This window comes from Halalkalibacter oceani (assembly GCF_040544555.1).
Classification (GTDB): Bacteria; Bacillota; Bacilli; order Bacillales; family Bacillaceae_D; genus Halalkalibacter; species Halalkalibacter oceani.
Genome location: NZ_JBEPKD010000021.1, coordinates 40,709 through 62,793 on the forward strand (window position 1 = coordinate 40,709; position 22,085 = coordinate 62,793).

Below are 22,085 nucleotides of genomic sequence, written 5' to 3' on the forward strand. Positions count from 1 at the left end.
GAATGAACAATTTGCTTACGTCAACATGGGAAAATCTTTGGAAACAACATCAACGTACGAAAAACCTGTTAAACATATTTGCTTTGCATAAACATGCGGGCAGCAATGCGGCGGCGGCCGGACAGGGAGGCACGGATGAGTCTCTCGGCGGAAGGGAGCCGCGTCCCCCTTCGGAAAAGCCGTCGCGTCCGTACTCGCAGGCGCAGCTTATCGGTCTTTTGCTTGGTCCTGCTTTGTTTCTTGTCACGATGCTGTTTTTTCATCCGGAAGGGTTGGCGCCTGAAGGGAAGGCTGTTCTCGCCGTTACGCTTTGGATTGCAACATGGTGGATTACAGAAGCGATTCCAATTCCGGCTACGTCCTTATTACCGTTAATTTTATTGCCGATTATGGGAGCGATGGAGGGCAATGCAGTAGCGTCTTCCTACGGTGATGACATCATTTTCTTATTTCTTGGTGGTTTCTTTATCGCTACGGCGATGGAGAAATGGAATCTTCATAAACGGATGGCTCTGTTTATTATCGCCGTCATCGGCACGAGCACACAACGGATTTTGCTTGGCTTTATGGTCGCGACCGGATTTTTGTCGATGTGGGTCTCGAACACGGCTGCCGTCATGATGATGATTCCGATGGGCCTGGCGATCACAGCCCAGGTCGCCGATGTCCTGAAAGGGAAGCCGGATGAAAAAGAACTGCCGAAATTTGAGAAGTCGCTTATTTTCAGTATCGGCTACGCTGGAACGATTGGCGGACTCGGTACGTTAATCGGCACACCGCCGAATATCATCCTTGCCGGTCAATTAGAGCAGCTGTTTGGGATAACGCTTTCATTTGCAACGTGGATGTTATTTGCTGTTCCGGTCGTCATTGTCATGCTTATTTTCACTTGGCTCTATTTAAGCAAATCCGCTTTTAAAGTGAAGCTGACTCAGCTGCCTGGCGGAAAAGAATTAATTCAACAGGAAAGACAGAAGCTTGGCAAAATTAAATATGAAGAACAAATGGTCAGCGCTGTCTTTATCTTTGCGGCTTTTATGTGGATTTCACGCAGTTTTCTCTGGTCGGAAGGCGGAATTTATGTGATTCCAGGCCTTTCGGACGGGATGATCGCCGTCCTTGCTGCGGTCTTGCTCTTTACGATTCCAACCCGCTTAAGCGGAGGGCGCCTCTTATCGTGGAAAGATTCACGCGATATTCCGTGGGGAGTGCTGCTCCTGTTTGGCGGAGGGCTCGCCATTGCATCTGGGTTCAGGGAGACCGGGTTATCAGACTGGATGGGTGAACAGCTGACCGTGCTTGATGGCCTGCACTTAATCGTTATTATTACAGCGGCGACGTTGCTAATTATGTTTATGACGGAAATCACGTCCAACACAGCAACGGCAACGATGATTCTCCCTGTCGTGGCAGCATTGGCTCTCGCGTTAAATATTCATCCATTCGCGCTGATGATTCCATGTGCGATGGCGGCCAACTGTGCGTTTATGCTGCCCGTCGGAACACCGCCGAATGCGATCATCTTCGGAACCGGAAAGCTGAGAATAATCGAAATGGCGCGGACCGGCTTCATCATCAACCTCGTCGGCTCGGCCCTAATTGTTGCCAGCGTCTATTATTTAGTCCCACTCGTCTGGGGCATCGACCTCACCACCATCCCGGCGGAACTTCTGCAAGGCTGATCTCAAAAGGTGATTTTCCTTTTGAGATCGGCCGTAAGCAGCGAGAGTCGTCTTCGCAAGGGTTTTGAAGCACGCAGGAAAGCGGGTTTCTTTCCTGCGTGCTGAGCGAAGAACGAAACCGCTGCCAGCCTTGAATCGGCTGAAGAAGAGGAAAAGGAAACTCAAAAGGTGCTTTTCCTTTTGAGATCAGCCGTAAGCAGCGAGGTCGAAGAGTCAAGCCCTGACTACTAATCAAAAAGGGAAGTTCCGCACTCGGAACTTCCCTTTTTGAATTATTTTGTTGTTGCCGGGATGACCTGGTCGATCAAGCCGTATTCTTTTGCTTTTTCAGCGATCATGAAGTTGTCGCGGTCCGTATCCTTCTCGATGACTTCAATCGGTTGACCCGTACGCTCAGAAAGAATCTGGTTAAGTTTTTCGCGCATTTCGATAATGCGGCGGGCGTGAATTTCAATATCGGACGCTTGACCTTGTGTACCGCCTAATGGCTGGTGAATCATAATTTCACTGTTAGGCAGCGCAAAGCGTTTACCTTTCTGGCCGGCGGCAAGCAGGAAAGCACCCATTGAAGCGGCCATTCCGATACAAATTGTAGATACATCAGGCTTAATGTATTGCATCGTATCATAAATCGCCATTCCGGCTGTGATCGAGCCGCCTGGGCTGTTAATGTAAAGCGAAATATCTTTTTCAGGATCCTCGGCCTGTAAGAACAGGAGCTGGGCGACAATCGAGTTGGCGACATTATCGTCGATTCCGCTTCCAAGCATAATAATACGATCTTTTAATAAGCGGGAATAGATGTCATAAGCACGCTCTCCGCGGTTCGTCTGTTCAATAACTGTTGGGATTAAGTTCATTACTAGTTCCTCCTTAATGTTTGATCATCATGTGCAACTTCTATGTACATCATACCTAAATGGTCAAAGAAGGTCAAATGAGAACACTTCTTTTCTTCATAACTATTCCCTATCAAGCTAAATAAACCCTCCTTTCATGTTATCCGTTTTTTGAATTTCTCAAACAGCAAACGTTCCGAATACAAAAACTAAAAAACAGCCAAGCGGTTCACGCATCGTCGGAAGATGTATTGCATATTGATAAGAAAACGCTTTCGTTGGAAAATGTGCTATAATAAAAACGGGAGGAGGTTTGGCATGGAATTTGGACTTTTTCAGCAGCAGTCAACAAGCCTCGTGATGACTCAGGAGTTGAGTCAGGCGATTCGTTTATTGCAATATTCAGCCGCGGACCTGACGGCGTTCCTTCAGGAGCAGGCGCTTGAAAACCCGTTACTGGACGTGCAGGAGCAGCCTGATGAAAAAGTGGTGAAAGAAGAGTTTTCTGATGTGCACGCCTACCCGGTCTATGAGCAATCAGGCCGCGAGGAAAGAATGTCACCGCTTGATTATGCCGTCATCGACCGCAGAAGTTTAAATGATCATTTACTCGCCCAACTCACCGAGTTGCGCCTATCTCACCAAACGAAGAAGCTAATTACTTATTTTATTTATAGTTTAAGAGAGGATGGTTATTTTTCACGGCCTTTTGAAGAAATTTGTCAAGAGGCGCAAATAACCGTTGAACAAGGAGAAGAATTGCTGGAGATTCTGCAACGTTTTGAGCCGGCCGGGGTCGGCGCGAGAAATTTGCAGGAATGTCTGCTGCTGCAGCTGGAGCGGCTGCCGAAGCGTCAACCGTTAGCTGAAAAAATCGTCGAGCTGTATATGGACGAATTCGCCAGGCGAAAATGGAAAGACGTCTCGCTTGCCCTTCATGTAACATTACATGATATCCAGAAGGTCAATGACCTGATCCGAACACTTGATCCAAGACCAGGCTTGCAATTTAGTGCAGAACCGATTCCATTTGTGACGCCAGAAATCAAAATTTTCCGAGAACAGGACCGGCTCCATGTTCAGCTTAATGATGAGCTTATTCCAACGATTCGTCTCAATACCCACTATGAACGATTGTTGCTCAGCTCAAAGGATCGAACCGCTTCAGAATACGCGAAGGAAAAGGTGCAGCAAGTACACTGGCTGATCCGAAGCATTCAGCAGCGGCAGCAGACGATTATCAAAGTTGGTGAGGCGATCGCGAGGCACCAGGTTGAGTATTTTCTGTATAATGGTGTGCTGAAGCCATTGACGTTAAAGCAAATCGCCGACGAAATTGGCGTGCATGAATCAACGGTGAGCCGGGCGACTACGAATAAATATGCGGAAACGCCGCGGGGAGTCATTGAACTGAAAGCTCTATTCTCCTCCGCCGTGAAAACAAGCGTCGGCGACAGCGCGTCGAGCCAATCGATTAAAGAGCATATGAAGCAATTAATTGCGAAAGAAAATAAGCAAAAGCCGCTTTCAGATGCTAAAATAGTAGCGGAGCTTAAAGCGCAGGAAGGGATAACGGTTTCCAGAAGAGCAATCGCCAAATACCGTGATGAGCTGGGAATTCCGTCTTCATCTAAACGAAAGCGTTTTGAGTAAATGAATAAAAAGGGAGATCAGGACGGATGCTAGAGGTAGAGCTGTTGTCTAAAACGGATTGCCCGCTTTGTGATAAAGCAGAGACGGTGCTGGAGGAGCTGAAGCGGGACATTCCGTTTACGCTGACAATTATTGATATTTATCAGGACGATCAGTTGTTGGAAAAGTATCAAATTATGATCCCGGTCGTCCGGATTGGAGCCGAAGAAGTCGATTTTGGCCAGATTTCAAAGGAGAAGGTAAGGAAGCGTTTGCTTGAAAGGGAAGGAAGCTAAGAAAAACGCTGCGCGCTTTTCTTAAAAAAATTCGAGTGAAATATAACTTGTCGCCTGACCTTATCCTTGTTAAAATAAAAGCGTAGATAAGGATCTGGTCTTTTTTTGGCTATATCGGGACAGAAAAAGTCTATGAGGGACATATTATGTCCAACTAGGAGTGTGGCAGATGCAAGGATTATTGGATATCCAAAAGAAATTATTGCCGGATCTGCTTGATGTGATGGTAAAGCGCTATCGGATTCTCCATTATATTAAGCTGATGCAACCAATTGGAAGGCGCAGTCTATCTACAAATCTTCAGCTATCAGAGCGGGTGCTAAGAGGCGAGGTAACGTTTCTGAAAGAGCAGGGCCTTGTGCACTTTGCGACCTCGGGAATGAGTGTGACCGAAGAAGGCGAGCAGCTTTTCAGTCAGCTTGAAGATGTGATGAAGGAGCTTTTAGGATTAAGGCATTTGGAAGTGAGCCTTTCCCAACAGCTCGGCGTAAAGCAGGTGCTTGTTGTCGCCGGAGATAGCGACGAGGATTCCTGGGTGAAGCGTGAAATGGGGCGGGCCTGTATCGGCGAATTAAAAGCAAGGCTAAGGCCAAAGGATGTCGTTGCCGTAATGGGAGGGACAACATTGGCGGCCGTCGCGGAAATGATGACGCCCGATACGCAAACGCGTGAAGTTGTGTTTGTGCCGGCTCGTGGCGGGCTTGGTGAACAGGTTGAGAATCAGGCCAATACGATCAGTGCCGAGTTTGCGAGCCGCGCCAAGGCGCAGTACCGCCTGCTGCATGTGCCTGATCAGCTAAGTGAAGAGGCGTATACATCGCTTGTATTAGAACCGTCCGTGCAGGATATCCTAAAGCTGATAAAGTCTGCTAGCACGGTTATCCACGGCATCGGTGATGCTCAAATGATGGCGGAGCGTCGGGATTCTTCCGGTTCGTTTATCGATAAGCTGAAACGGGAAGAGGCGGTAGCAGAAGCATTTGGCTACTACTTTAACCGGGCCGGTCAGCCGATTCATAAGCAACGAACGATCGGTCTCCAGCTGGATGATTTAGGTGAGCACAAATATGTCATCTCTGTTGCCGGTGGGCGTTCAAAGGCAGAAGCGATTGCGGCTTATATGAAGTACCGGCCGAGCGATGTCCTCATTACAGATGAAGCAGCAGCCAGATCACTGCTACGTGTCCCGGGGAATGAATGAAGAATACAGGGCTTCCTATAGCATGGCTGGAAACTGTCTGATGCATGCGGATGAACTGTAGAAGGTGGATGGAATGGCAATTGACTTTCCAGCACCGAAAATAAACTGAGTAGCCTTAAACTTTTAGGAGGAATGTAAGATGACAACAAAAATTGGAATTAATGGTTTCGGCCGGATTGGTCGTAATGTCTTCCGTGCAGCGTTGAAAAACCCGAATGTAGAAGTAGTGGCGATCAATGATTTAACCGATGCGAAGATGCTAGCTCACTTGTTAAAGTATGATTCTGTACACGGAAAGCTCGACGCTGACGTGTCGGTGCAGGAAAATGCGTTAATTGTGAACGGGCAGGAAATCAACGTTTCTGCTGAACGCGACCCGGCTAAGCTTGCCTGGAATGAGCGCGGAGTGGAAATTGTTGTTGAATCGACAGGCTTCTTCACGAAGCGGGCTGATGCGGCAAAACATATTGAAGCAGGAGCGAAGAAGGTCATTATTTCTGCACCGGCTTCCGATGAAGATATTACAATTGTTATGGGAGTAAATGAAGAAAAATATGATGCGGCCAGCCACCATGTCATTTCTAATGCTTCTTGTACAACAAACTGCCTTGCGCCGTTTGCGAAAGTACTTAATGATAAATTTGGCATCAAGCGCGGCATGATGACAACTGTTCACTCGTATACGAATGACCAGCAAATTCTTGATTTGCCGCATAAAGACTACCGTCGTGCGCGTGCCGCAGCGGAAAATATTATTCCAACGACGACAGGCGCTGCGAAAGCCGTTGCTCTCGTATTGCCTGAGCTTAAAGGAAAGCTGAATGGCGGTGCCATGCGTGTACCGACGCCTAACGTTTCACTAGTTGATTTAGTAGCGGAACTGAATCAGGATGTGACAGTGGAAGAAGTTAACGCCGCATTCCAGGCAGCTGCGGAAGGTCCGTTAAAAGGCATTCTTGCTTACAGTGAAGAGCCGCTTGTTTCAGGGGACTACAATGGCAATCCGGCATCTTCGACAATCGATGCTCTTTCCACGATGGTGATGGAAGGTAACATGGTCAAGGTCATCTCTTGGTATGATAACGAATCAGGCTATTCACACCGCGTGATTGATCTTGTTGAATATATGGCGAAGCAAGGTCTATAATCAAGTAGACGGATGCAGAGAGGAGAAAAATAATTCTGCCTCTCTTTTTCCGCTGTTTGTAGAATGTTTTGGTGAATAAGGAGGTTAGCGGCTTGAACAAAATAACGTTGCATGATTTGGAACTGAAAGGAAAAAAGGTCTTCTGCCGAGTAGACTTTAACGTCCCGATGAAAGATGGGGTCATTACAGATGAAACCCGGATCCGGGCTGCCCTTCCGACGATCGAATACTTAATCGGACAAGGAGCGCGGGTTTTGCTCGCCTCGCATCTTGGTCGTCCAAAAGGAGAAGTGGTGGAAGAACTGCGGCTTGCCCCTGTCGCCACACGCTTGGGAGAATTGCTTGGAAAAGACGTTAAGATGGTTACGGAAGCTTATGGACCGGTTGCGCAGGAAGCGGCAGCGGCGTTACAGGACGGCGAAGTCGCTCTTCTTGAGAACGTCCGCTTTTACCCGGGAGAAGAGAAAAACGATCCTGAACTGGCAAAAGCCTTTGCCGAACTGGCGGACCTGTATGTCAATGACGCGTTTGGCGCGGCACACCGGGCTCATGCTTCGACAGAAGGGATTGCTCATCATCTTCAGGCGGCGGCTGGATTTTTAATGGAAAAGGAGCTGGATGTGCTTGGCAAAGCGCTGTCCGATCCGGAGCGGCCATTTACCGCAATTATCGGCGGAGCTAAAGTGAAAGATAAAATTGGCGTGATTGATCATTTGCTTGATAAAGTCGACAATTTGATCATCGGCGGCGGTCTTGCTTATACATTTGTGAAAGCGTGCGGCCATGAAGTCGGAAAATCGTTGCTGGAAGAAGATAAAATTGACCTTGCCGCATCATTTATGGAAAAAGCGAAGGCGAACGGGGTACAGTTTCATTTACCGCTTGATGTCACCGTAGCCGATGATTTTTCAGATGATGCGAACAAAAAAGTGGTGGATATCGATTCCATTCCCGCCGATTGGGAAGCATTGGATATCGGGCCGAAAACGATTGATACATATCGTAAGGTCATCGAACAGTCGAAGCTCGTCATTTGGAATGGCCCGATGGGCGTCTTTGAGCTTGACTCATTTGCAAAAGGAACGAAAGGTGTTGCTGAGGCGCTTGCGGCGAGCACGGACACGTATTCGGTTATCGGCGGTGGCGATTCAGCCGCCGCGGTGGAAAAGTTTAAGCTTGCTGATAAAATGAGCCACATTTCCACAGGTGGCGGTGCGTCATTGGAATTTATGGAAGGCAAGCAGCTTCCAGGTGTTGTCGCATTAACGGATAAATAAGCAGGAAAGAATTAAAAGAGGTGAAATAATGCGTAAAGCAATTATTGCAGGAAACTGGAAAATGAACAAAACGCTCGGCGAAGCAAAGCAATTTGTGCAGGAAGTAAAAGAAAGCATTCCTTCAGCAGCAGCGGTTGATGCAGTCGTCTGTGCGCCGGCCCTTTTTTTAGAAAGCCTGGTGAAGGAAGCAGCTGGAACGGATTTAAAAGTCGGTGCACAAAATGTCCACTTTGAAGAAAGCGGCGCGTTCACAGGAGAAATCAGCCCTGTCGCTTTGGCTGATATGAATGTCGACTATGTCATTATCGGCCACTCGGAGCGGCGTGAAATGTTTGCGGAAACGGATGAAACCGTCAATAAAAAGGTGAAAGCCGCTTTTGCCCATCAGCTGACTCCGATTATGTGCTGCGGCGAGACGGATGCCGAACGTGAAGCAGGAAAAACAAATGACGTTGTCAAATCTCAAGTAGAGGCTGGCCTAGACGGTCTCAATGAGGAGCAAATCAAACAAACGGTGATTGCTTATGAGCCAATCTGGGCGATCGGTACCGGGAAATCGTCCTCTGCTGATGATGCGAATGAAGTGTGCCGCTATATTCGTCAAGTGGTAGCTGAACAGTTTTCCGCAGAAGCGGCGCAGGCGATCAGAATACAGTATGGCGGAAGTGTAAAACCTGCTAATATAAAAGAGTATATGGCTCAATCTGACATTGATGGGGCACTTGTTGGCGGGGCGAGCCTGGAACCTGCATCGTTTGTCGCGTTAGTGGAGGCGGCTCAATGAGTAGGAAGCCGGTAGCTTTGATTATCCTTGATGGTTTTGCGATCCGTGATGAAGTTATTGGCAACGCGGTGGCGCAGGCCCGGAAGCCGAATTTCGACCGTTATTGGGAGCAGTATCCGCATGCGACGCTGGAAGCCCAGGGCGAGGCGGTTGGATTGCCGCAAGGACAGATGGGAAATTCCGAGGTTGGTCATTTAAACATCGGTGCCGGCCGGATCGTCTACCAGAGCTTAACGCGGGTTAATCTCTCCATTCGGGAAGGTGAGTTTTTTGAAAATGAAACCTTTTTGAATGCGATGAACCATGTGAAAGCAAAGAAAAGTGCATTACATATTTATGGCTTGCTTTCTGACGGGGGCATTCATAGCCATATTGATCACTTGTTTGCTTTGCTTGAGCTGGCGAAAAGAGAACAAGTCGACAACGTCTATATTCACGGTTTTCTTGATGGACGTGATGTTGGACAAACATCGGCCGAAGTCTACGTGCGCGGTCTTCAGGAAAAGCTCGATGAGCTTGGCCTTGGCGAAATCGCTTCGCTGCACGGCCGCTATTATGCGATGGACCGCGATAAGCGCTGGGAGCGCGTTAACAAATCGTACCGCGCGATGGTGTATGGCGAAGGGCCAACCTACAGTGCTCCGCTTGAAGTGATCACGGATAATTACAAGAATGGCATTTTTGATGAATTTATCATTCCATCGGTCATCACCCGCGAAAATGGCGCGCCGGTCGCGACGATTCAGGATGATGATGCGGTCATCTTTTTTAACTTCCGCCCTGACCGCGCGATTCAAATGTCCCAAGTATTTACGAACGATGATTTCCGCGGCTTTGACCGCGGGGAGAAGCAGCCGAAGCGGCTTCATTATGTCTGCCTGACCCATTTCAGCGAGACGGTCGATGGCTTTGTTGCGTTTAAACCGACGAACCTCGATAATACGCTAGGTGAAGTGCTCGCGCAGCAGAAGTTTACCCAGCTGCGAATTGCCGAGACGGAAAAATATCCGCATGTCACTTTCTTTTTCAGTGGAGGACGTGAGGAGCCGTTTCCGGGAGAGGATCGGATTTTAATTGACTCTCCAAAGGTGGCGACGTATGATTTGCAGCCGGAGATGAGCGCCTATGAAGTAACGGAGGCGCTGCTTGCCGATATTGAGGCTGACCGCCATGACGCGATTATTTTAAACTTTGCCAACCCTGATATGGTCGGACATTCCGGGATGCTCGAACCGACAATAAAAGCGGTCGAAACCGTTGATGAATGTTTGGGTCGGATCGTCGACGCGATTCTGGCGAAAGGTGGCGCGGCCATTATCACGGCGGATCATGGTAACGCTGACGAAGTTGTGACATTGGATGGGAAGCCGATGACTGCCCATACGACGAATCACGTGCCGGTTATTGTGACCGAAAAAGGAGTAACGTTACGTACGGATGGGATTTTAGCCGACCTGGCTCCAACGGTGCTGAAGCTGTTGCAGGCTGAACAGCCGCCTGAAATGACAGGGAAGCCATTATTTTAATTTGATAAACTAAAAAAGCGATGAGCGGCCTCACTACAGGTTTCGCGCCTGAGGAGACCGGGGCCCTTTTCTGTAAGCGGGTAGTGAAGCACGCCATCGCCATTTGAAACCGCCCCATATTTTACTAAAGGAGTGAATGTAATATGACAATGATTACAGATGTATATGCTCGTGAAGTACTTGATTCCCGCGGGAATCCGACAGTAGAGGTGGAAGTTTATTTAGAATCGGGAGCAATGGGCCGTGCGCTCGTACCAAGTGGTGCCTCGACTGGTGAGTATGAAGCCGTTGAACTGCGTGACGGGGGCGAGCGTTATATGGGCAAAGGCGTCCTGCAAGCGGTTGATAATGTCAATGAAATCATTGCCCCTGAGCTGATCGGCTTTGACGCGCTTGATCAGGTTGGGATCGACCAGATGATGATCGAGCTTGATGGAACGGATAATAAAGGCAAGCTTGGAGCAAACGCAATCCTCGGTGTGTCAATGGCTGTCGCTCATGCTGCCGCTGATGCGCTTGGACTGCCGTTGTACGTCTATTTGGGTGGATTCAATGCGAAGCAGCTTCCGGTGCCGATGATGAATATCATCAATGGCGGGGAGCATGCCGATAACAATGTTGATATCCAGGAATTCATGGTAATGCCGGTAGGTGCGCCAAACTTCCGTGAAGCATTGCGGATGGGAGCGGAAATTTTCCATAACCTGAAGGCTGTACTGAAGAGCAAAGGCTACAACACGGCAGTCGGCGATGAAGGCGGATTTGCGCCGAACCTTTCATCAAACGAAGAAGCCCTGTCAACGATTATTGAAGCGATCGAAAAAGCAGGCTATAAGCCGGGTGAGGAAGTCAAGCTGGCGATGGACGTCGCGTCTTCTGAGCTGTTTAATAAAGAAGACGGGAAATACCACCTGGCTGGAGAAGGAAAGGTGCTTTCTTCCGAGGAAATGGTGTCCTTCTACGAAGAGCTTGTCGCGAAATATCCGATCATTTCAATCGAGGATGGATTGGATGAAAACGACTGGGAAGGCCATAAGCTGCTGACAGACCGCCTTGGCAAAAAAGTTCAGCTCGTCGGTGACGATTTGTTTGTGACGAATACGGCGAAGCTTTCAGAAGGCATTGAAAAAGGGGTCGGCAATTCGATTCTTATTAAGGTGAACCAAATCGGAACGTTGACAGAAACCTTTGAAGCGATTGAAATGGCGAAGCGCGCCGGCTACACGGCTGTCATCTCTCACCGTTCTGGTGAAACAGAAGATGCGACGATTGCGGATATCGCCGTCGCGACAAACGCCGGTCAAATTAAGACGGGTGCGCCATCACGGACAGACCGCGTCGCGAAGTACAATCAGCTGCTCCGCATTGAGGACGAGCTTGCCAACGTAGCAACCTACGGCGGCATTAACGCGTTTTATAACTTGAAAAAATAAAAATGTGAATAAACGCATGAGGTCAAGTGCAAAACACTGATCTCATGCGTTTTTTTTGAACGATAAGAAAGGATAGAATAATTCGTGGAAGGGCGATGGCTTCGGGCGTTACGGCCGTCTGAAAGAACCCCGATTTCAGACGGCCTTAAATGATTGTAACGGCTCCGCACGCCGCTGATAAGAAAAGCCGCTGTGCGGTTTTCTTATCGGCTTTTTAGTCTCCGCTTAGCGGCTCTGTCTTGCTTAGCAATGACAAAGTAGATAAAGATTAACAAAAAAAAGACTAAACCTGAACAGGTACGGCTGACAATTGGGATCCATTCCATCTCATCACCTCATTTATAGGTTTGTGTAATCTTTTACAAATAATACATATTAACAATGAGGTGGAGCAAAATAGGTTCATACATTAATTGAAAGTAGGGAATAGAAATGGATAACGTGATGTTATCTCGGATGTTATTTGGATCTTCAATGGCGTTTCATATTATCTTTGCTACGTTGACTGTTGGGGTGTCTCTTATGATTTTCTTCGCTGAAATTATGAGGGCAATAAAAAAAGAACAGGATTATGCTATTCTTGCCAAGCGTTGGACGAAAGGGTTGGCTATTTTACTTGGTGTGGCGATCCCAACAGGGACGATTGTTGCTGTTATGCTGTCTTTGCTATGGCCTGGTTATATGGAGATTGTCGGACAGGTTGTGGCATTGCCTTTTCAAATTGAGATTTTTGCTTTCTTTTTGGAATCTCTATTTTTGGCTATTTATGTGTATGCGGCTGATCGCCTGACAGCGGCGATGCGCCTGATCAGCTCGTTTTTTGTCGCTTTAGGAGCGGTGGCATCAGCTATTTTAATAACAAGCGTACATTCCTGGATGAACACACCAAGGGGGTTCGAGCTCATTAATGGGCAAGTAACGAATGTCGATCCCTTGGCTGCCGCGTTATCTCCAAGCTTCTTTCCTACAGCGATGCATGTGGTCAGCACGGCCTATATGGCCGGGGCGTTTGTGCTGGCGGCTGTAGCCGCCTTTAAAATGTTGAAGCCAGATTTACCTGAGCGGGAGATGCAATACCATAAAAAAGGACTAACGATCACACTGATGTTTGCTTTTGCGATGTCTGCCTGGACTGCCTCAACTGGTCATGATACGACGGTTATGTTATATGAAGAGATCCCAATAAAACTCGCTGCGGCAGAAGGGCTTTTTGATACGCAAAGAGGGGCAAGCTTAACAATATTTGGGACCCCTAGTCCAGAAGCAAATGAAGTAATTGGTGGAATAGAGATCCCATATTTACTAAGCTGGTTGGCAACCTATGATGTCAATGCTGAAATAGTGGGCTTAAATGACTTTCCGCGTGAAGAGTGGCCGCCTTTATTTGTTCATACATTGTTCAATTTAATGGTTTTCATCGGATTTGGCTTATTAGCTGTCGCAGGTATTACTCTTCTTTGGATGTTTATAAAACGAAAGCAGAAATTTTCGGTACCAAGATGGATGCTCGCCTCAATTGTCGCGGCTGGCCCACTTGCGATAGTGGGAATTGAGATAGGATGGATTTTTAGTTGTACTGGGAGACAGCCCTGGACAATTTTTCGTGTTCAAACTACAGCTGAAGCGGCTACAAGCTCTGGTAATTTAGGTACGTTATTTGTATTGTTCGTATTTCTATATTTCGTGTTACTTGTAATCACCGGAACCGTCATGTATTTCTATTTCAAGCGCAATCCTTTAAAACAAGATATGGCGATGTATGAAGCGACATAAGGGGTAAAAAAATGGAGAATATAGATATTGCAATTTTAATCATGTGGTTTATCTTTTTTATCTACGCAATTGCAGGGTCAATTGATTTTGGAACAGGCTTCTATGCGATGTATTACCAAAGAAAAGGAAATGATGAAGCGACGACCCTTGCCAATAATTATTTATCTCCGGCCTGGAAGGTAACCAATGTCTTTTTAGTGTTACTTGTTGTCTCCTTTGTCGGTTTCTTTCCCGGGGCTGCACCCTCTCTCGGCACTTTAATGATCGTACCTTTTTGTCTCGTCTTGCTGCTGCTGACGATCAGGAGTGCGTTTATGGTATTTGCGTATAGTACAGAACGCTTTTCAGGACTGTTGACACTCGTTTCCGGAATCAGTGGGTTATTAATTCCGGCGATCCTCGTCAGTATAATTCCAGCGGCCCTTGGTGGATTTTTTACATACTCCGGTAACCTCCAATATATATTAATTAATCAACTGTTTAGCAGCCCTGCTTTCTACTCTCATATTGCTTTTGCTATTGTGACACAGTTGTTTATTGCTGCTTTGTTTATGAGCGATTATGCAAAGGAAGGAGGCCGTGTGAGAACGCACGATGTTTATCGCAGGAATGCGATCTTTCTTGGCCCCCTTACTCTCGTGTTTGCGATTATAACCATCTTAACGTTAATACCGGAGGCAAGGTGGATGTTTGATAAATTTCTTGATTTATGGTGGATTTATACGCTGTCTTTAATTGCCTTTGCAATTGGTTACAGCGCTCTATGGTGGCCCTCCAAAAGAGTAGATATCGGTCAATCTCGTTTTGCGTTTATTTTTATTATCATTCAATTTGGGCTGGCTACAATCGCTTATGGTTCAGCAATATTACCTTATTTTCTCTATCCTGACTTAACGATCTATGACGCCTTTACCAATGAGTTGATGTTCAGGTTTTTATTAATTGGCTTTATCATTGGGATGAGTATACTAATCCCGGTATTCATTTGGTTCTGGCGTTTGTTCCTTAAAGATAAAAAATATATTACAGCATCAGAGCATGACTAAGTAGTTGATCTGTTGAGTAGTTGTCACTAATAAAAAGCAATCATTTTCAACTTGCTCTCTCGTTCCTGCCTGTGGTACATTAATAGAAGCGTAAACTGGGCTTGGAGGTGTTCGATTATGCAATTAGTTGCAACGATTTTACTGATTATCGTATCAATTAGCTTAATTGCTGTCGTCCTGTTGCAATCTGGAAGAAGTGCAGGTCTTTCCGGCGCGATCTCAGGTGGGGCTGAACAGTTAATTGGAAAACAAAAAGCACGCGGCATTGATGCCGTTTTAAGTAAAGCGACAGTTGTTTTAGCTGTGTTATTCTTCTTACTGACGATTACCGTCGCTTACTTTATGTAATTGAGACGACAGGATGTTTCAAAGGGGGGTTCGTTCACTTTGAAGCATCTTTTTTGTTTGTCTGAGAGGGCTGGCACATAACTGCCAGCAGCAGTGGTCCCTTTTTCAATTGTCCGGGTTATTCTGTCGCATGTCGCTCCTGCGCAGAAGACGAAAAACGATTGTTTATCTCGCGATTAGGGTACAATAGAAGAAATGAGGTCACGTAGAAAAAGGTGAGAGGGATGATCGGTTGTCTTTGCCTGCATGGCTTTACTGGGGAACCATGGGAGGTCGAGCCTGTGGCGGACTATTTTCTTGAACAGAAAAAATGGCTCGTCTACACGCCAACCTTGCCGGGACACGGACCGGCTGGCAACTTAAAGGATGTCACCTATAAACAATGGGTGTATGCGGCGGAGGTCGCGGTTCAGGAATTGCTCAGCCGCTGTGAAAAAGTGTTTGTGATCGGCTTTTCGATGGGTGGGATACTCGCCTGTTATATTGCGGCCAAGTATCCGATCAACAAGCTTGTTCTGCTGAGCGCGGCAGCTTATTACATTAACCCGCTGCAGCTGCTGCACGAGCTGAAGGATGTCGTCCGTCTGAGCTTGCGCGGCGAGCTCGAGGAGGATGAGCATTATCAGCTTTATCGAAAAAAGATTATCGATACGCCGATGACGGCGGTTTTTCAATTTATACAGGCTGTCAAGAGCATCCGCCCGTATATTAGCCGTGTTCAAATCCCGACATTGATCATTCAGGGGGGCCTGGATGAAGTCGTGCCGCAAAAAAGCGCCAAATTTTTGTACGATACGATCCAATCAAAACAGAAGGAAATCCAATTCCTTCCTGAAGCGAGGCATATGATTTGCCACGGCTTTGAACAGAAACAGCTAATAAACAACATCGAAGTATTTTTGTGTGGAGAGGAAGATGAAGATGAAAGTGGTTGCTCCTAAACCATTTACATTTGAAGGAGGAAAAAGAGCCGTTCTGCTGTTGCACGGTTTTACCGGGACGACGGCGGATGTGAGAATGCTCGGAAGGTTTTTACAAAAAGAAGGCTACACATGCCATGCTCCCTTATATGAGGGACACGGGGTGCCGCCGGAGCAGCTCGTGCGGACCGGACCTGAGGACTGGTGGGAAAACGTAAAGGCAGGCTATCAGTTTTTAAAAGAGAGCGGCCACGATGAAATTGCCGTGGTCGGTCTCTCGCTTGGAGGGGTATTCTCCTTGAAAATCGGTTACACTTTTCCTATAAAGGGTATTGTCCCAATGTGTGCACCGATGAGACCGAAAACAGAGGATGCTTTATACAAAGGTGTCTTGGCCTACGCCAGGGAGTATAAAAAGCGCGAGCAAAAGTCGGATGAACAGATTCAGGCTGAAATGGAAGCCTTTGAGAAGACACCGATGGATACGCTTTTAGGGCTCCAGCAGCTGATAAAAGAGGTCAAGGAGCATCTTGATCATATTTACTCGCCTGTCTTCGTCGTGCAGGCCCGTCATGATCAAATGATTGATGTGGACAGTGCGGAGATTATTTATGAAGGCGTCGAGACCGACGAGAAAACATTAAAATGGTATGAGAATTCGACCCATGTCATTACGTTAGATAAAGAAAAAGAACAGCTTCATCAGGACGTGTATCATTTTTTAGAGGGACTTGATTGGACAGTCTAATATGATGCGAGCCTAAGCTGTTCGAATACGAAAGGAGTTTTCCTTATGAATGAAGCCAAAATCCAGCAATTATTAACATACTTTCGCGAGACAGCAGAAAAGCCGCTATCAACAAGTGAAATCGAGGAAGCTTTTGGCGTTACGGAAAGTGATGAGTTTAAAGAGCTGATCAAAGCGCTCAATGAAATGGAGAGCCGCGGACTGATCGTTCGCACCCGCAGCAACCGCTACGGGGTTCCGGAGAAAATGAACCTGATCCGTGGCCGGGTACAGGGGAATGCAAAAGGATTTGCTTTTGTCATACCGGAGGAAGAGGGGCAGGATGATGTGTATGTCGCCCACCCGGATCTTGGCAGCGCAATGAACGGGGATACGGTGCTCGTCCGTCTAAACCAGCGCTCGTCCGGCCAGCGTCCGGAAGGGAAGGTGATCCGCATTCTTGAGCGCGGGACGACCGAGGTCGTCGGAACCTATCTCGACCAAGGGAAATATGGCTTTGTCGCCGCCGATGATAAGCGGATCGCCAACGATCTCTTCATCCCGCAGGGCAGTGAAAAAGGAGCGGTCGACGGACATAAAGTCGTCGTCAAAATTACGAAGTACCCTGAAGGGCGCATGAGCGCGGAAGGTGAAGTGATAAAAATTCTCGGGCATAAAAACGACCCGGGGATGGATATTTTATCGATTATCTATAAGCACGGCATTCAGATCGAGTTTCCGGATGAAGTGATTCGGCAGGCAAACGAAGTTCCGGATGAAATTGATCCGGCTGACCTGAATGGGCGCCGCGATTTGCGCGACGAAACGATTGTGACAATCGACGGGGCCGACGCGAAGGATCTCGATGATGCTGTTCACGTCAAACGGCTTGAAAACGGCAACTATCTTCTGGGCGTCCATATCGCCGATGTCAGCCATTATATTAAGGAAGGTTCGCCGATTGACAAGGAAGCGGCGGACCGGGCGACGAGCGTTTACTTAGTTGACCGGGTGATTCCGATGATTCCGCACCGGCTGTCAAACGGAATCTGCAGCTTGAATCCGCAGGTCGACCGCCTAACGCTCTCCTGCCAGATGGAAATTAACGCGGCGGGGAAAGTCGTCAGCCATGAGATTTTTCCAAGCGTCATTAAAACGACGGAGCGGATGACATACACTGACGTCAATAAAATTCTCGTCGAGAAAGACGAGGAAACGCGCGCCCGCTATGAAGCGCTCGTGCCATTTTTTGAAGAAATGGAAACGCTCGCCGAAATTTTGCGGACAAAGCGGTTTGAGCGCGGGGCGATCGACTTTGATTTTAAAGAGGCGAAAGTGCTCGTCAATGAAGACGGCAAACCGACTGATGTCGTGTTGCGCGAGCGTTCCGTTGCCGAGAAGCTGATCGAAGAATTTATGCTTGCTGCCAATGAAACGGTCGCCGAGCATTTCCACTGGCTGAAGCTGCCGTTCGTTTACCGGATTCACGAAGATCCAAAAGCGGAAAAGCTGAACAAGTTTTTGGAGTTCATCACGAACTTCGGCTATGTCGTCCGCGGCAACGCCAACACGGTTCATCCGCGCGCCCTGCAGCAGCTGCTCGATGAAATCCGCGGCGAGCCTGAAGAAACGGTCATTAGCACCGTCATGCTCCGCTCGATGCAGCAGGCGAAGTATGACACAAACAGTCTCGGTCACTTTGGGCTGTCGACTGACTTTTATACGCATTTTACGTCGCCGATCCGCCGCTATCCGGATTTGCTCGTCCATCGTTTAATCCGCACGTATGTCATTAACGGTAAAACCGACCAGCAAACGCAGGAGCATATGAATGATATTCTGCCCGATTTGACAAGGCATGCTTCGGAACGGGAGCGGCGGGCGGTTGATGCGGAACGTGATACGGACAGTGTGAAAAAGGCGCAATACATGGAGGACAAAATCGGTGAAACATTTGTCGGCATGATCAGCGGAGTGACGAACTTCGGGATGTTCGTCGAGCTTCCGAATACGATTGAGGGCCTCGTCCACGTCAGCTATTTGACCGACGATTACTACCGCTACGACGAAAAGCATTATGCGATGATCGGCGAGCGGACAGGCCAGGTGTTCCGCATCGGCGATGAAATTGAAGTGCGGGTCGTCAGCGTCAATACCGACGAAGCCTCTGTCGATTTTGAAATTGTCGGCATGAAGCCGCGCAAGCCGCGTGAAAAGAGAGAGCGGCCGAAGGTGATCGTCGGCGGCCAGCGGAAGCAGCGCGGGTCAAACGGGGCACAACCGGAACAAACAGGCCGGAAAAAGAAAAAGAAGAAGGCCTTTTATGAAAATGCGCCAAGCGCCAAACGGAAAAAGGGCAAAAAGCGCCGCAAATAGGAAATTGACGCCTAACTTTCCAATTTGCTATGATGAAGTAACGACTTGAGGCAAAAGGGTGTAGGAGAATGGCAAAGAAAAAAGAAGGTCATGTAATCGCGCAAAACAAAAAAGCAGGTCATGATTATTTTATCGAAGAAACATATGAAGCAGGGATTGTTTTAAAGGGGACGGAGATAAAATCGATGCGGGCCGGACGGATGAACCTGAAGGATTCCTTCGCCCGCATCTCCAACGGAGAAGCGTTTCTTCACAACGCGCACATAAGCGAATATGAGCAGGGCAACCGCTACAATCACGATCCGGTGCGGGCCCGCAAGCTGCTGCTTCATAAGAAACAAATCAATGAGCTGATCGGCAAAACGCAGCAAAAAGGCTATTCAATTGTTCCGTTGAAGGTCTATTTAAAAAACGGCTTCGCCAAAGTGCTGATCGGTCTTGCCAAAGGGAAGAAAAATTACGATAAGCGCGAAACGCTGAAGCGCCAGGATGCGAAGCGCGATATCGACCGCGCTCTGCGCGAACGGCAAAAAGGGTAAAACCTGACAGTTGCAACATGACGACGATATGGTATAATAATAAGTCCAGAGCGATCATGTTCTGGACATACCTTTCAATTAAATAGTGATGCTAAGCTCACTATTCCTGAGGTTCTCTTATCATGGGGACGTTTAGGATTCGACAGGGATAGGTCGTGCTTACGTTGCGAGTCGAGGGGGTCGGCCTCGTTAAAACGCCAAAGCCATTAACTGGCAAAGAAAACAACAACTTCGCAGTAGCTGCCTAATAGCACTCTGCGGTTCCACCCTCCATCGCCCATGTGGTAGGATCTGGGACTCACTCTAAGTGGGCTACGCCGGTTGCCCCCCGTCTGAGGGCGAAGGAAGAGAACAATCAGACTAGCCACGCCGAAGCCTGTTGCTGGGCTGACACGTTGGCGAACTGCTAATACAGCAACTACACTCGTAGAAGCGTAAGTGTCGTTATTTCTGGACGTGGGTTCGATTCCCACCGTCTCCACCAATACATAGTTGGTGGTTTTTTTGTTTTTTGTGACTTGAAGCATAATTTTGCCGGAACGGCAAAGTTATGCTTTAAAAAACTTATGGAAAAATTATACTTAAAAAAGTCATGTTTAACTTGTACTATTAGAGTTAAACATGACTTTTTTATTTGAAAAATCACGAAAAATGTTCTATTTAAGTGTAGGTTTTCATCAGAGATTAATTTTTAATAATTGATACATTTACAAGTGGTTATTAGTAATACTTGGATTTTAATCAATTTTTATTTAGATCTTAAGTTTAGTGTTTATGGCATGATTAAATTGTACTAAATGGCAGCTAATTTATGCTCACAATAAAAAGAGCCACTTGCCAACATCTAGTAAAATACATACACTCCTTTTGGGCATAACGTTCATAGGAGGTATATAGGAGATGTTAGCAATGGCTGAAATTAATTATATCAGATTAGAGACAAACACCAAAGGAAGATCCTATTCGTCTGTGGCAAAACAGATGGAAGTAGATCGCAGAACAGTTAAGAAATATTCGGAGATGGAGGACTTCAGTCCAGAGGCGAAGCCTGTACAAAGAAGGAGAGCCAAAGTGATGGATCCAGTCAAGCCCATCATTGATAAATGGCTCCTAGAAGATATGGGGAAGGAAAAGAAGTTTAGGAGAACTGCACAACGAATCTATGACCTTCTAGTTAATGAACATGGATTCCAAGGGTCTGACCGTTCGGTCCGTGATTATGTAGCAAAAAGGAAAGTTGCCTTATTCGAAGAGAGTGATGAAGCTGCCTTACCATTGGAGACAATAGCTGGAACTGCACAGGTGGATTTTGGGGAAGCTCCATTTAAACACAGAGGCGAAGAAATGATCCGACCATTCCTGGTCCTATCGCAGCCGCACAGTAATTCATTCCTTTTCCAGGTCTTCCCTTCCCAGAATCGGGAGTGTTTTCTGCAAGGTATGACAAACATGTTCACTTTTCTGGAAGGCGTACCACACACAATCCGTTTTGATAATCTATCACCTGCGGTGAAAAAGGTGCTGCCAAATGGCGAACGGCAATTAACAGATGAATTCGCCCGTTTCGTTGCCCACTACGGTTTCAAATACGAATTTTGTAATCCGGGAAGCGGAAACGAAAAGGGGCATGTGGAATCGATGGTCAAATACAAACGAAAGTTAAACCTACTTATAAGTCAATCCTGTCTGCCAGACATATCCGGCAGACAACTCGAGTGGCAAGGTATTCACATGAATGGCAATATTACAAAGGAAGACATCCTAAATGGCGTATTCATAGAGAGAAAGGAGAATCTTATTCTTTATGGAGGTGTTGGTGTCGGTAAGACGCTGATGGCTGCCTTGGCGGGATGGAACTCTATACAAGAGAATTGGAAACGGGTGAGATTCTATACGGTGGCTCAACTTGTGAACAGTCTGTTAGAGGCCAACGAGAAAGGAACACTTGGGAAGCTTTATAAACAGATCGAGAGCCTAGACCTATTAATCCTTGATGAATTGGGCTATGTACCGCTACACAAACAAGGAGCGGAGCTCCTATTTCAAGTCATTAATTTGTGTTATGAAAAACGAAGTGTCATCGTAACTACGAACTTACAGTTTGGACAATGGAATCATGTTTTTGGGGATCCAATCTTGACGGAAGCATTTATCGATCGGCTTATTCATTACTCGCATTTAATTGTTTTCAATCGCGATAGTTTTCGTCATAAGGATTCACTAATGAATCAATGACCCCTGGTTGGCAAGTGTACATTTTTAATTGCCAAACGGTGCATTTTATACTTGCCAAATACAAGTTTAGCTAACATTCCGTATTTTAATTATTTTATTGAAATGAAATATATCGTTTTTTTAGACTAATAAATACAATAAACTTTTCCCTTTCCCATTTAAATACCTTCAGCATAGTTACTTTGAGGAAACCTTCCAATCCATATCATGATCTTCTTTAACTTTATTTGCTTAATTCTATCACGTGTTTTTTATTCTATTTTACAGTTACACCTCTCCTGTAAAGAGTTTATGGACCTAATCC

The 22,085-nt window shown here is 46.9% G+C and carries 17 protein-coding genes, 1 other RNA gene and 2 pseudogenes; 19 read left to right on the plus strand and 1 reads right to left on the minus strand.

The window, feature by feature from the left end; all coding sequences use genetic code 11:
- Positions 1 to 2: 2 nt before the first annotated feature.
- Positions 3 to 1,682 carry an SLC13 family permease gene (locus ABMB67_RS18010; RefSeq protein ID WP_354572928.1) on the plus strand — a complete coding sequence of 560 codons (1,680 nt, stop codon included), beginning with the start codon at positions 3 to 5 and terminating at the stop codon, positions 1,680 to 1,682.
- Between the two features lie 272 nt (positions 1,683 to 1,954).
- Here ABMB67_RS18010 and clpP read toward each other — a convergent pair whose 3' ends face one another.
- Positions 1,955 to 2,542 (minus strand): ATP-dependent Clp endopeptidase proteolytic subunit ClpP, encoded by a 588-nt coding sequence (gene clpP, locus ABMB67_RS18015; RefSeq protein WP_251223365.1) that lies wholly within the window; start codon positions 2,540 to 2,542, stop codon positions 1,955 to 1,957.
- 297 nt (positions 2,543 to 2,839) lie between these two features.
- On the opposite strand from clpP, the gene rpoN reads away from it, so the two are divergent.
- From rpoN to ABMB67_RS23470, 18 genes and pseudogenes are all read left to right on the plus strand, one after another.
- Complete coding sequence (gene rpoN / locus ABMB67_RS18020; RefSeq protein ID WP_354572929.1) at positions 2,840 to 4,174, plus strand: RNA polymerase factor sigma-54; 1,335 nt, start codon at positions 2,840 to 2,842, stop codon at positions 4,172 to 4,174.
- Between the two features lie 26 nt (positions 4,175 to 4,200).
- On the plus strand, positions 4,201 to 4,449 hold the full coding sequence (locus tag ABMB67_RS18025; protein ID WP_251223363.1) for a glutaredoxin family protein: 249 nt from the start codon (positions 4,201 to 4,203) through the stop codon (positions 4,447 to 4,449).
- A gap of 169 nt (positions 4,450 to 4,618) precedes the next feature.
- A complete protein-coding gene (locus ABMB67_RS18030) occupies positions 4,619 to 5,650 on the plus strand; it encodes a sugar-binding transcriptional regulator (RefSeq protein ID WP_354572930.1) in 1,032 nt (343 codons plus the stop codon).
- 139 nt (positions 5,651 to 5,789) lie between these two features.
- A complete protein-coding gene (gene gap, locus ABMB67_RS18035) occupies positions 5,790 to 6,797 on the plus strand; it encodes a type I glyceraldehyde-3-phosphate dehydrogenase (RefSeq protein ID WP_251223361.1) in 1,008 nt (335 codons plus the stop codon).
- A 92-nt stretch (positions 6,798 to 6,889) separates the two neighbouring features.
- The gene (locus tag ABMB67_RS18040; protein WP_251223360.1) at positions 6,890 to 8,074 is read left to right on the plus strand and encodes a phosphoglycerate kinase; all 1,185 of its coding nucleotides are present in this window, start codon (positions 6,890 to 6,892) and stop codon (positions 8,072 to 8,074) included.
- A 28-nt stretch (positions 8,075 to 8,102) separates the two neighbouring features.
- A complete protein-coding gene (gene tpiA, locus ABMB67_RS18045) occupies positions 8,103 to 8,858 on the plus strand; it encodes a triose-phosphate isomerase (protein ID WP_251223359.1) in 756 nt (251 codons plus the stop codon).
- The gene (gpmI, locus tag ABMB67_RS18050) at positions 8,855 to 10,384 is read left to right on the plus strand and encodes a 2,3-bisphosphoglycerate-independent phosphoglycerate mutase (protein WP_354572931.1); all 1,530 of its coding nucleotides are present in this window, start codon (positions 8,855 to 8,857) and stop codon (positions 10,382 to 10,384) included. Before tpiA ends, gpmI begins: the two co-directional genes overlap by 4 nt.
- A gap of 143 nt (positions 10,385 to 10,527) precedes the next feature.
- Positions 10,528 to 11,817, plus strand: coding sequence for a phosphopyruvate hydratase (eno, locus tag ABMB67_RS18055; RefSeq protein WP_251223357.1), 1,290 nt, complete (start codon positions 10,528 to 10,530; stop codon positions 11,815 to 11,817).
- A gap of 432 nt (positions 11,818 to 12,249) precedes the next feature.
- On the plus strand, positions 12,250 to 13,590 hold the full coding sequence (locus ABMB67_RS18060) for a cytochrome ubiquinol oxidase subunit I (protein ID WP_354572932.1): 1,341 nt from the start codon (positions 12,250 to 12,252) through the stop codon (positions 13,588 to 13,590).
- Between the two features lie 11 nt (positions 13,591 to 13,601).
- Entirely contained in the window at positions 13,602 to 14,636 is a 1,035-nt protein-coding gene (locus tag ABMB67_RS18065; RefSeq protein ID WP_354572933.1) for a cytochrome d ubiquinol oxidase subunit II, read from the plus strand.
- A 117-nt stretch (positions 14,637 to 14,753) separates the two neighbouring features.
- Entirely contained in the window at positions 14,754 to 14,984 is a 231-nt protein-coding gene (gene secG, locus ABMB67_RS18070; RefSeq protein ID WP_354572934.1) for a preprotein translocase subunit SecG, read from the plus strand.
- A 224-nt stretch (positions 14,985 to 15,208) separates the two neighbouring features.
- On the plus strand, positions 15,209 to 15,925 hold the full coding sequence (locus ABMB67_RS18075; protein ID WP_354572935.1) for an alpha/beta hydrolase: 717 nt from the start codon (positions 15,209 to 15,211) through the stop codon (positions 15,923 to 15,925).
- The gene (locus ABMB67_RS18080; RefSeq protein ID WP_251223432.1) at positions 15,906 to 16,652 is read left to right on the plus strand and encodes an alpha/beta hydrolase; all 747 of its coding nucleotides are present in this window, start codon (positions 15,906 to 15,908) and stop codon (positions 16,650 to 16,652) included. The genes ABMB67_RS18075 and ABMB67_RS18080 overlap by 20 nt, the downstream gene beginning before the upstream one ends.
- Before the next feature lie 45 nt (positions 16,653 to 16,697).
- On the plus strand, positions 16,698 to 19,007 hold the full coding sequence (gene rnr, locus ABMB67_RS18085; RefSeq protein WP_354572936.1) for a ribonuclease R: 2,310 nt from the start codon (positions 16,698 to 16,700) through the stop codon (positions 19,005 to 19,007).
- A gap of 68 nt (positions 19,008 to 19,075) precedes the next feature.
- A complete protein-coding gene (smpB, locus tag ABMB67_RS18090) occupies positions 19,076 to 19,546 on the plus strand; it encodes an SsrA-binding protein SmpB (protein ID WP_251193308.1) in 471 nt (156 codons plus the stop codon).
- A gap of 124 nt (positions 19,547 to 19,670) precedes the next feature.
- Positions 19,671 to 20,030, plus strand: a transfer-messenger RNA (tmRNA) gene (gene ssrA, locus ABMB67_RS18095).
- A gap of 425 nt (positions 20,031 to 20,455) precedes the next feature.
- A pseudogene (istA, locus tag ABMB67_RS23465) lies at positions 20,456 to 21,193 on the plus strand (IS21 family transposase); the annotation flags it as partial.
- 3 nt (positions 21,194 to 21,196) lie between these two features.
- A pseudogene (locus ABMB67_RS23470) lies at positions 21,197 to 21,781 on the plus strand (ATP-binding protein); the annotation flags it as partial.
- Between the last annotated feature and the right edge of the window lie 304 nt (positions 21,782 to 22,085).